Origin of the sequence: Psychromonas arctica (assembly GCF_038155225.1) — a bacterium.
GTDB classification, from domain to species: Bacteria; Pseudomonadota; Gammaproteobacteria; order Enterobacterales; family Psychromonadaceae; genus Psychromonas; species Psychromonas arctica_B.
Genome location: NZ_JBAKBA010000029.1, coordinates 19,946 through 31,861 on the forward strand (window position 1 = coordinate 19,946; position 11,916 = coordinate 31,861).

At 37.5% G+C, this 11,916-nt stretch carries 10 protein-coding genes; 7 read left to right on the top strand and 3 right to left on the bottom strand.

The genetic code is table 11. The features are described 5' to 3' along the window. Positions 1-357: 357 nt before the first annotated feature. The 6 genes from V6255_RS12450 to V6255_RS12475 all read left to right on the top strand — a co-directional run bounded on the left by V6255_RS12450 (position 358) and on the right by V6255_RS12475 (position 5,861). Positions 358-1,185, top strand: a complete 828-nt coding sequence (locus tag V6255_RS12450; protein ID WP_341628454.1) for a transporter substrate-binding domain-containing protein — start codon at positions 358-360, stop codon at positions 1,183-1,185. A 444-nt stretch (positions 1,186-1,629) separates the two neighbouring features. Further along, a complete protein-coding gene (locus tag V6255_RS12455) occupies positions 1,630-2,301 on the top strand; it encodes an amino acid ABC transporter permease (RefSeq protein ID WP_341628455.1) in 672 nt (223 codons plus the stop codon). Then, positions 2,301-2,951, top strand: coding sequence for an amino acid ABC transporter permease (locus V6255_RS12460; protein ID WP_341628456.1), 651 nt, complete (start codon positions 2,301-2,303; stop codon positions 2,949-2,951). The genes V6255_RS12455 and V6255_RS12460 overlap by 1 nt, the downstream gene beginning before the upstream one ends. Further along, on the top strand, positions 2,948-3,670 hold the full coding sequence (locus V6255_RS12465; protein ID WP_298941779.1) for an amino acid ABC transporter ATP-binding protein: 723 nt from the start codon (positions 2,948-2,950) through the stop codon (positions 3,668-3,670). Before V6255_RS12460 ends, V6255_RS12465 begins: the two co-directional genes overlap by 4 nt. Before the next feature lie 431 nt (positions 3,671-4,101). Then, entirely contained in the window at positions 4,102-5,103 is a 1,002-nt protein-coding gene (locus tag V6255_RS12470) for an XdhC family protein (RefSeq protein WP_341628457.1), read from the top strand. A 62-nt stretch (positions 5,104-5,165) separates the two neighbouring features. Then, positions 5,166-5,861, top strand: coding sequence for a nucleotidyltransferase family protein (locus tag V6255_RS12475; protein ID WP_341628458.1), 696 nt, complete (start codon positions 5,166-5,168; stop codon positions 5,859-5,861). 264 nt (positions 5,862-6,125) lie between these two features. Here V6255_RS12475 and V6255_RS12480 read toward each other — a convergent pair whose 3' ends face one another. The 3 genes from V6255_RS12480 to V6255_RS12490 are packed head-to-tail and all read right to left on the bottom strand — an operon-like array spanning position 6,126 to position 10,213. Beyond that, the gene (locus V6255_RS12480) at positions 6,126-8,429 is read right to left on the bottom strand and encodes a xanthine dehydrogenase family protein molybdopterin-binding subunit (RefSeq protein WP_341628459.1); all 2,304 of its coding nucleotides are present in this window, start codon (positions 8,427-8,429) and stop codon (positions 6,126-6,128) included. Next, the gene (locus V6255_RS12485; protein WP_341628460.1) at positions 8,426-8,893 is read right to left on the bottom strand and encodes a (2Fe-2S)-binding protein; all 468 of its coding nucleotides are present in this window, start codon (positions 8,891-8,893) and stop codon (positions 8,426-8,428) included. Before V6255_RS12485 ends, V6255_RS12480 begins: the two co-directional genes overlap by 4 nt. 18 nt (positions 8,894-8,911) lie before the next feature. Continuing rightward, positions 8,912-10,213 (bottom strand): cytochrome c, encoded by a 1,302-nt coding sequence (locus V6255_RS12490; protein ID WP_341628461.1) that lies wholly within the window; start codon positions 10,211-10,213, stop codon positions 8,912-8,914. Between the two features lie 597 nt (positions 10,214-10,810). On the opposite strand from V6255_RS12490, the gene V6255_RS12495 reads away from it, so the two are divergent. Next, positions 10,811-11,761, top strand: a complete 951-nt coding sequence (locus V6255_RS12495; RefSeq protein ID WP_341628462.1) for an AEC family transporter — start codon at positions 10,811-10,813, stop codon at positions 11,759-11,761. Positions 11,762-11,916 lie beyond the last annotated feature (155 nt).

Consider the following 11,916-nt stretch of genomic DNA (forward strand, 5'->3'; position numbering starts at 1 on the left):
GGTAAACGAAATTTAGTTGCAAGTATTATCAGATAGCTTACTAAGTATCCACTCACAGAAGTATTAAATATAAAGCTAATAACTCTCCCTTCTTACTTATCTATACCAAATACCTAGATATTTTTTGATCTCGAATAAATAATAAAAAGCTCAACAAGTTATTCTAAAGTTTGATAGAGTAATTAAAGTGTTAAAAGGATTAACATCTGCTTATAAAAATTAACAAATACTTATAAGAATTAGCATCGACTTGTAAATAGGGATATCTAATTTAAATACAAGATACAAAAGTGCGGCACATTATGTTCTAGCCACCCTATGCACAAGTAAATTGTAAATAAAAATCAAGGAGAAAGTATGAAGTTAGTAAAGAAAATATCATTAGTTGTTGCTTCCATTTCAGCACTCGGTGCATTTTCAAGCGCAAGTGCAGATCAACTAGATGATGTAATCAGCCGTGGCACATTAAACTGTGGCGTCGTGCTTGATTTCCCACCAATGGGTTACACAGACAAAGATAACAAACCTGCCGGTTTTGATGTTGATTACTGTAACGATTTAGCCACTGTTTTAGGCGTAAAATCAAATGTTATCAACCTAACTTGGGGCGACCGAATCCCTTCATTAATTTCAGCTAAAACCGATGTAGTTATTGGTTCGACGTCAGACTCATTAGCACGCGCTAAATCTGTTGGCTTTACTTATCCATACTTTGTTTTTAAATTTCAAGTAATTTCTAAGAAAGGTGTAAAAATGACATCTTTTGCTGATCTTAAGGATGTAAAAGTAGGTGCAGCACTAGGTACAACCTATGAAACAGAATACTTCAACTATGCAGATGCACAAGGTTGGGGAAGAGATAATTATACCGCATTTAAATCAGAAAATGATGCATTCCTAGGACTATACCAAGGTAAAGTTGATGCGCTTATTTCTACTAACACTAATATCGCAACTAAACTAACTTCTGGTCAATTTGATAATTTTGTTGCTGGTCCTTATGTACCAAATTACGATGATGTAGTAGGAATTATTGCTAAAAGAAGTGAACAGGCTTGGATTAAATACTTAAATCTTTTCTTAGTTCACCAAGTACGTGACGGTCGTTTAAACGAATTACATGTTAAGCATTTTGGTACGCCAGTTTCTGCTGATATGGTTAAAGCATTAAGAGAAAATAAGTAATTATTTTTGATTGTGTTAACTAAAAGTAAGTCATCCTCCAGTTCTGCTGGAGGATATCAATTTAGACATCCCAGGGTTAACCGACTACCCCTTCTGTTATAAACCATCTGAAAATAAAAATAGAATCAATACTCAAACATTATGCTTATTGTTATTGTTGAGTTATCAAAATCATTTAATTTAAGTTAGTCGTTTAGGCTCGTTGAGTTAGTTTAATAAAGTCAGTTAATAAGGTCAGTTAATAAGGTCAGTTAATAAGATAGTTTAATAAAGGAAAATAATTTATATCGCATTGTATTAGTCATTAAAAAATACGTCATAGAAACTTAATGATGCCCGATAATCACAATTATCGAAAACAATTGTCAAAAACAATGATACAACAGCATCAAATTTAATAGGTATGACTCAAAGCCAAATGGAAATGCTTTTAAAAGAGGATATATGGATAATTATGAATTTCACTGGAATGTAGTATTCGATGCATTCCCACAACTATTAACAGGGGCATTTACTACCGTTCATGTATCTGTTTTATCAATGCTAGTAGGTATCATCATTGCCGTATTATTAGCATTGGGAAAAATGTCAGAAACCAAAACTTTTTATCATATTGCCAATATTTGGATAGAAATCGCAAGGAATACCCCTGCTCTTTTTCTTATCTACATGGCCTATTTTGGTTTAGGGGCTTATGGCATACATCTTAGCCCGTACGTCTCGGTTTTTTCTGCTTTAGTCTTTATAAATGCAGGTTACTTAGCAGAAACATTCAGAGGTGGTTTTCAGTCCATTCCTAAAACCCAATATAGCGCAGCAAAATCCTTAGGTATGAATAATATTAAAGTCTATCGCTACATCATTTTACCACAAATGTTCCGTAGAATTTATCACCCAATGACCAATCAATTTGTTTGGTCAATACTAATGAGCTCACTTGGGATACTCGTTGGAATGAATGAATTATCTGGTGAAACACAACGATTACAATCAACTTCATTCAGAACATTAGAGTTCTTTATGGTAGCCGCTGTTATGTATTACGTGATCACTAAATTGGTATTACTCGCTGCTGATTTAATTGCTAAAAAAGTATTTAAAGGGGAGATATCATAATGAACTTATTTACTCCTTTATCGTGGAATGACACAGGGTTTATTTTAACGGGCATTTTAAATACCGTTTATATCTCTGTTATCGCTATTGTCGTCGGTAGTTTACTCGGACTTTTAATAGGATTTATCAGAGCAGAATCCAATAAAACAGTGAATGTTTGCTTAGGTGCTGTTTTAGATATTCTTCGTTCTGTACCACTCATTATTCAACTCATATTATTTAGTACATTTATCGGTGTAATGGGTTTCCCTTTACCACCTTTTTTTGCCGGCTCAATAATACTATCGCTTTACACAATGGCATTTATGAGTGAAGTGTTCAGAAGTGGCTTTAACAGTGTACCAACAACGATGATAAAAGCAGCCAGATCATTGGGTATGAATTACCTGCAAACGGTCAGATACATAAGAATACCCATTGGCATGAGAGCCGTCTTTCCATCTTGGATTGGTGTCGCCTTAAGTGTCATTAAAGACTCTGCACTTGTATCGGTTATTGGTTATATGGAATTACTAAGAACAGCAGAACAATTGATATCAAGAACGCAACAACCGCTTATGATTCTGATAGGTGTAGGGTTGTTTTACTTTATGATTTCTTACCCGTTGTCGCGTTACGGTAAATATATAGAAAGGAAAATGGAAATATGATTGAAATAAAAGGTGTTCATAAATCTTTTGGTGATTTAGAAGTATTAAAAGGCATTGATTTAACGGTAAACCGCGGTGAAGTAGTCAGTATTATTGGTGCGAGTGGCAGCGGTAAATCTACCCTTTTATATTGTATTAATGCGATAGAAAGCATCAATAAAGGTAACATTATTGTTGATGGTATCGATGTACATGATAAAAAAACAGATATCAATGCATTGAGACAAAACCTCGGTATGGTATTCCAACAATGGAACTCTTTTCCACATTTAACCGTATTAGAAAATGCGGCTTTAGCACCACAAGTTGTAAAAGGCTTTAGCAAAGAAAAAGCAGAAGCAATTGCCACAAAAGAACTGACTCACGTTGGCCTTGGTGACAAATTACACGAATACCCAACAAAAATGTCTGGTGGACAACAACAGCGCCTAGCCATTGCAAGAGCATTAGCAATGGAACCGCCCTACATGTTGTTTGATGAAGTGACGTCAGCCCTCGACCCTGAGCTTGTTGGTGAAGTATTAGATACATTAAGACTATTACGTGATGATGGTATGACGATGATTTGTGTTACCCATGAAATAGCCTTTGCAAAAGAAGTCTCAGACAAAGTAGCTTTTTTCCATGAAGGCCTAATTGAAGAGATAGGTACACCTCAAGAAGTGTTAGATAATCCTCAAAAAGAGAGAACACAACAGTTCTTGAGTAAAGTGCTTTAATGAAAGTTTAGTATTGGACTATGTCAGTACTAAACTTCACTGCTTAAGCTATTGAGTAAAACAATAATAGTCATAGCATTAAATTAAAAGAGAACGTAAAAACGTTCTTTTTTAAAATCCATAAGATACTGTGAGACTGTAATAAAAACTGGATATTATGTTTTGTAAACTAGTCATGAAATGGCTTCAAGTAAGCCCAATACACTAAATATCTAAACAGTAAAATTGACTTATTTTCATTCTGTTCTCATATACTAGGAAGCAATGATATAAATCCCCTCTTTAAATGAAATAATCTTGAAATAAACAGTTTAAAGCCTCAAACTTACTTCCTTTATTTTTATAGTCATTCAGCTTAATCATACTCAACATCTCTAATGACAACGTCAAAAAGATTAAAGATAATTATTCAAAATTGAAATAGGAAATGAATGTCACATCATATTGAAGATTTACTTTCACAGTGGAATAAATTCCCTAATGATAAATGGGTACTAGCCGTTATCACTCGGATTCAAGGCTCTTCGTATCGTAAAACCGGTGCAATGATGTTATTTCATTCCTTAGGTAAAAGTGTCGGACTTGTCAGTGGTGGATGTTTAGAAGGTGATTTACTGCGGCATGCACAACGAGCTATTCAACAAGATCAAGCCATTAATATCACCTATGACGCCAGTGATGAATCAGATGCTAGCTACCAATTGGGTTGTGGCGGTATTGTCGATCTATTATTAATTCCCGTGACTTCTGAAAATAACTATTTGCATTTGCAGGCGTTAATGGAGAAAGTAACGTCAACCAATTGTGAATATCATTTACCCTTAGTTAAAACAGGTACACCAGCTGCCTCTATCTCAGCGAATGTAATACCAATAAATAATAAAACTGATTATAACTTTAGTAAGAGTACTTACAGTACTGCTAAAGATGATTCAGATACCACTATACTTCAGATCCCTTGCCGAACGCGTTTTCATCTGGCTATTTTTGGGGGAGGTTTAGATGCGCAACCTTTAGCAAAGATGGCCATACAATTAGGCTGGAAAGTAACAGTATTTGATGAACGATCTAGTTATGCGCATCAGCATCATTTCCCAGATACCCATATCATTAAACAACCCATTTCTACATTAGAAACAAAACACTTGTTAGATATTGATGGTGTCGTGGTAATGCAGCATAATTTAAGCTTAGATGCATTAGCAATAAAACTGATTAGTCAAAGCAACCAAGCTTATATTGCATTGCTTGGTCCACTTCATCGTCGAGACCAGGTTTTTAGTAAAGCCAATATTACCTTGGATGACTTTAAAGGTTTCTTTTCAGCCCCTGCTGGATTCAATATAGGTGGTGAGCTACCTGAGTCTATTGCATTAAGTATATTAGCTGAGTGTCATGCAGTTTTTCATAAGCGAACTGATTTAATAAGCTAACAAGATGGATACTATTCACTTTTTCAATGGCGAGTATCCATAAGAAAGTAACATGGAGCCTTATGAATAAAAATCCTATTGAAATGAGAAAAGAAGAGCTTCGGTCTAATGCTATCGAACAAAAAACATTAACGTTAGTATTATTAGCGGCAGGCAAAAGTAGTCGATTTAACGGCATTAAATTAGCACAACCAGTGACAGACTTAAATGCCGATAATGTATTAGTCGATCAACCTTTATTACTACATAGTTTAGATAAATTAAACTATCTGGCAGACTACTTAACGTCGCATAATATAATAAGTAATGTTGTTGTCATATTAGGGACTCACCACAATATATTACGTCAACTACTGCCAACATCCACCGTTTCTATCATCAACGAGAAAAGTGATGCGGGTCTATCGACATCAGTTAAAGTAGGTGTTGAAGCCGCCCCTTCTGCTAATGGCTTATTATTAGCACTTGCTGACCATATTGGTGTGACTTATCAAGACTATATAAAGTTGGTTGATCTTTGGGTAACACAACAAAGCAATGTGTGTGCATCATACCAAAGCCAGTTAGGCGTTCCTGCTATCTTCAACAGTCAACAATTTGGGGCTCTAACACAACTTAAAGGTGACCAAGGAGCTAAACCAGTTCTACAACGATTAGCTGAGACTAATCAATTAACTTGTTTAAATTTACCTAATGCAATAAACGATATAGACACACTAGATGACCTTCTAAAATGGCAACAACTGTTAGAAAATTAATGGTCGTCAATAATAATACCAATCACAATAAATAGCTTATCTATTTTACTTGTTAAAACAGCCCACTTCCTCGTTATAAATTTCGTAAAGGGAACAGCCATTTACATCAATTTACGCCTTGAATTGAACTGTTTTTCCAGCGCAAAATTTAGATAACATATTTAATGTAATCGGTATAAAGATAAAACTTAGAACGAATCAAAAATAAAAGACAAAAAAGCCCGAATAAATCGGGCTTTTTTATGCAGAAACTAATGAGATTAACTAGGCTTTATCTAAAGCACTTTTTAATTCACTTGGCTTCATTGGGATTTTACGTAAACGTACTCCCACCGCTTGGTAAATTGCATTAGCAATAGCAGGTGCAACCGCCGTCACAGCAGGCTCACCTAATCCAGATGGCGGCATTTTACTTGCAATAAACTCAACTTGTACTTCAGGTGTTTGACCTAAACGCAAAGGCGTATAAGTATCAAAGTTAGTATCTTTATACTGCCCATCGCGTAGCTCTGTACCTTCATACAATGCCATTGATAACCCCCATAATGCGGCACCCTGACATTGTGCTTCAGCACCATTTGGATCAACGATAATACCAGCATCAATCGCAACAACCAGTTTCTTCACGTCCACAAGGCCGTTACTTTTATTAACTTGAACTTGCACGGCACAAGAGACCCAAGTTGGCATATCACGCTCTTGACCAAAGGTAGAAGCGATACCAAGTCCGGTATTTTCAGGTTGCTCAGAACCCCAACCAATCATTTCTGCAGCTTTTTTCAAAACCACTGCTTGACGTGCGGCACCACCTTCTGCAACAGGTGTTGTACCCGCATTTCGACCTTCTGCAATTAACATATCAAGACGGAATTGTACCGGATCTTTGCCGACATGATGCGCAGCCTCATCCATAAAGCTTTCAACAGCCCACCCTGTCCAACCTGGTCCTACTGAACGTAACCAACCCGGTCTAAAAGTGGCCATAGCAAGATCGTTAGAAATGGCACGCACTTTTTGTGCACCAACGCTATACCAATGATCCGCACCTGCGATAGCAAATGGGTCATAAGGTTCATCATTAACACCTTTAGGCATAAAACCAGGTGCTAATACTTGTGTTGGCCAACCTGCCGTTGCATGGTGTTCCATTGCGGTCACTGACTTCTTATCATCAAAAGCCATTCTTAACTGTTGAACTGAAGCTGAACGCGCACTATCGAATAACATATCTTGTGGACGCATTAACACCATTTTAACTGGCTTGCCACCTAATGCTTTAGACGTTAACGCAGCAGGAATAGTATAATCACCATTTAAGCGACGACCAAAACCACCGCCTAGCATATAAGTACGAATCACAATATTAGCCACATCTTCGCCCAATGCGGTAGCGAGTACAGGTAACGTAAGTGATTGCCACTGACAACCAGAATGCACTTCCCACACGCCATCTGAATTTTTAAATACCACGGCATTCACAGGTTCCATCTGAGCATGTAATACCGTACTAGTAATATATTCATGAGAAATCGAGCTACTAGCACCTTCAAATACAGGTTCAGTTTTAGTATTACCGGTATCTAAAATACTACCTTTGCTTGAATCGCTTAATAGTTTTTTACCATGATCTATAATATTAGCTTCAGATACATTAGCCGTTTCTCCAGCATCCCACGTTACTTTAACCAGTTTTGATGCTTTTTGTGCTGCAATAAAGCTACTCGCAATCACCATTAACCAACCAGGTACACTACCACTTGCATCATCTAGTACGATGGTTTTTTGATAACCTTTGACTGCTTTTGCAGCTGAGTCATCAAATGTTGCAACTTTAGAACCATAGCGAGTTGGTGGTAGAATAGGGTTCGCATATACCATGCCATCAACTTTAGCGTCGATACCGTATATCGTTTTACCATTCGTTTTATTAGCGACATCAAGCGACGTCACTTGTTGACCAACCAACTTAAGATCTTCATTTGCTTTCAGTGGAAGCGTTTTTAGTTCTTCTTCTGTAAATTGACGTGTTAACCCTAAGCTTACTAATTCACCGTAAGATAACTCACCTTTACTTGAGATAATTTTACCGTTTTTCGCTTCACACTCTTTGGTTGTAATGCCCCATTTCTTAGCCGCCGCTTCAATAAGCGCTGTACGACCTGCTGCACCTGCTTGACGATAGACAGGCCAACTTTGAGAAATAGACCAACTACCGCCAGTGACCATGTAACCCCAACGAGGGTCACTATCAACATGGATAATTTCAACATCATCCCAATCCGCTTCTAACTCATCAGCAAGAATACGTGCGATAGCCGTACCCACATGCTGGCCCATTTCTGAGCGCATAATATTGACTTTAATCTTGCCGGCAGTATCAATTGAATACCACAATGACGGCTCATAAAGTTCACCTTCACTAGGCAGTACTTTACCGTCTGGACTTGCAGGGTCCATTGCCGCCATTAAATGACGTGGAAAACCAAAACTGATACCAACCGCAGTCATACCAATTAAAAAACCACGACGGGTTATACCCGGTGAATTACGTTTAGGTAATCGACTCATGATTGCTCTCCTTCAATGGCATTTGCTGCTTCATGAATGGCACTACGGATACGCACGTAAGTCATACAACGGCATAAATTACCGCCCATTACTGCATCGATATCTTTATCCGTTGGTTTAGGAATGTCTTTCAACAATGCAGCCGCTTGCATAATTTGTCCTGATTGACAGTAACCACATTGTGGCACCTGTAAGTTTTTCCAAGAAATTTGCAAAGGATGATCGTCTTTTTCAGATAACCCTTCAATCGTCGTAATCTCAGCACCTTCAACTGATGATACCGGCGTAATACATGAACGTGTAGCACGCCCACCTACATGTACAGTACAAGCACCACAAGTACCAATACCACAACCAAATTTAGTCCCCGTCATGTCTAATTCATCACGAATAACCCACAGTAAAGGAGTATCACTTTCTACATCGGCAGTCATCGACTCGCCGTTTAAAATAAATTTTGCCATTGTCACTTCTCCTGTGAATTATTGCTCGAATCGAGGTTGGTTGCGGATTTCACTTACTTTTTGTTGTAATTCCGGCCAAGCACTTTTACCTGCCGCTTGACGTAAATACGCGGCGATGGCAGAGATATCTTGATCACTAAGCGCATCACGGAATCCAGGCATAACCACACCACTTATACCTTGGTCGTTACGTACACCGTCCAGTATGACGTTAACCAAGTTAGTCGGTTGATCAAGGTGAGTTGCAGAACCCAACGTCAGTAATGGACGTCCTTTTACTAACTCATCACTGCTGTAATGACATGCTTGGCAAGCCGTTGCATATAAGCGAGCACCTTCATCAATACGAAGATCGGTTTGTATATGTTGCGCAGCAATTGCCGTTTGCAAATTACTATTTGCAGCAGGATCATCACTTTCTTTCGCATCTGAATGATCTGCAAAATAGTAACTAATTGCTTCAACATCACTCTTAGGTAACGCAGATAAACCTTTATGCATAACAGGCGCCATAGGACCGGCTGCACTGCCATGGTATGGAGAGTTACCTGTTGTTAAGTATTCATAAAAGTCTTGTGCTCGCCAAGGGATTGGAGAGGTACTCGTAGACGTTAATGATGGAGCAATCCAACCATCAATTGCGGCACCTTGATACATTTGGTCGTATTTCTCACCACCTAATGCATTACGCGGAGTATGACAAGCCCCACAATGGGCAACACCTTCAGCTAAATAAGCACCACGATTCCACTGATCAGACTTATTCTCATTAATTTCAAAGCTCTGTGTATCTGCGAATAATAATTTCCAGCCCGCTTGCAACCAACGAATATTAAGCGGAAATGGAATACCATTTTCTTTTTTAACTTGGTTAACAGCAGGAATTGACGTCATGATATAAGCGTAAATAGCACTAATATCGTCGTCACTCATTTTATTAAAATGCTCAAAAGGAAATGCGGGTAATAAATGATGTCCATCTCGACTTACACCGGTACGCATAGCACGATTAAAAGCAGCTTCAGACCAGCCACCAATACCCGTTTCAACGTCTGGCGTAATATTACTTGAATAGATAGTGCCAAATTCAGTGTGCATTTCATAGTTACCTGCATAAGCCTCTCCACCTGGAGTGGTATGACAAGTACTGCAATAACCTGCAGCAGCAAGTATTTTACCTTGCTCGATAACTTGTGGAGGGTAGTCTGCGTTAACTGGTGGTGCAATGGGATCAATTGAGGAATTCCAAGCATAAAAACTGAATAAACCAAGTCCAACAATAACTGCGCCAGATACGCCATAAACAATACGTTTTAGCATATTAAATAGCCTTATTTTAAAAATTTCGGGGGGGTGGGAATTGCTGTCCAACATTCCCTGTTTGGCTTTGCAGTATAGGTAATATAAATGATGAATTATAAGATGAAAAATAAAACCTATAAGCCTACCCAATTTTAATGTTAATAAAATGTGAAAGCAACCTTAGTCAATCATCTTTGACCGAACAAGTAACATGATTTTTTATAACGTACTTAAAACAAACAATTTTAGTTAATCATTTAAGCAATGCACCCACAGAGGAAACCCGTTGTTCAGTAAAGTGTTGCCAGCGCTATAAAAAAGCTAAGTCAGCAAGGCCAATCCACAGAGTTAATCATTCAATTTTATAGCAACAATAACCTTGTTTATTTTTTAAAAAACTCAGCACCCGCCACTTCCTAAAGTACACAATTCAATCGTCACTATCCCTCTAAAAAACTTTTAGCTTAAAATTGATTCACTTTTTTATATAAAGAACTAAGTAATTAATGCAAAATGAAAAACTTAACCGTATTGTTCTAATCGTGCTTAACATTATATATAACCTAGCAACAGCAACTTACGCCCTTTTATAATCATTAATAAATGAGATATTTCATGTTTTTTGAATCATTACAGTTTTCGTTTTCCATTGTAGGGCCGATTTGCCTATTACTTTTTTTAGGGTGGTTTTTAAGAAAAACGAATACGATTAATGATGCTTTTATTGAAGTAGGTTCGAAGTTGGTATTTAAAGTGACCCTGCCGGCTTTACTTTTTCTAGGCATTGTAAAAATGGACCATGAAGCAGTCATAGACTTTGACCTGATCGCTTATGGCTTAATCGCCAACTTCCTATTCTTTATGTTATGTATCTTAGTCACTAAATATTGGATAAAAGACAAACACCATCATGGTGTCGTTATTCAAGGTGCATTTCGAAGTAATACCGCCATTATTGGTTTGGCGTATATGGCGAATGTTTATGGTGAAGCGAGTTTAGGACTAGCAGCCGTTTATGTTGCTGCACATACCGTACTTTATAATATTTTATCAGTGATTATATTATCGCCTAAGAAAGAAGGCTTTAATCCCAAAATGCTGATCGGCTTAATGAAATCTATTCTTAAAAACCCACTGATTATCAGTATTATTTTAGGATTAATCTTCTTTGTATTAACGATTCCAGTACCTGATATCGTCATTAATACAGGCCAATACTTTTCTGATATGACATTACCTGTTGCCCTGTTATGCACTGGCGGAAGTTTGAGTATTAAATCTTTGAAAGATAATAGTCTTAATTGTCGTTTTTCTACTATATTAAAAATTGTTATCGGGCCAATATTCATCACTGGTGGCGCATACTTTTTAGGTTATACCGGTGAAACACTTGGGTTAGTTTTCTTCATGTCTGCCGCACCAACAGCAGCAGCAAGTTATGTGATGGCGAGAGCAATGGGGCACAGTGCAGCACTAGCAGCAAACATAATTGCTATGACAACAATTGGTTCATTAGTGACTTGTAGCCTTGGAGTGTCATTATTATATTGGCTACAGTTGATGTAATAAAAGCTTATACAAAAGACAGTCTTCCATCATTAGAACATTGGATAAGATTATCTTCTAAAATTAAATAAGTGCTTAAATAAATTGGGTAGGTCATATCTGCCCTTTTAGCCACAGAAATCCCCTTCCTTTTTTCCTATCTTACTTTTTCCTAT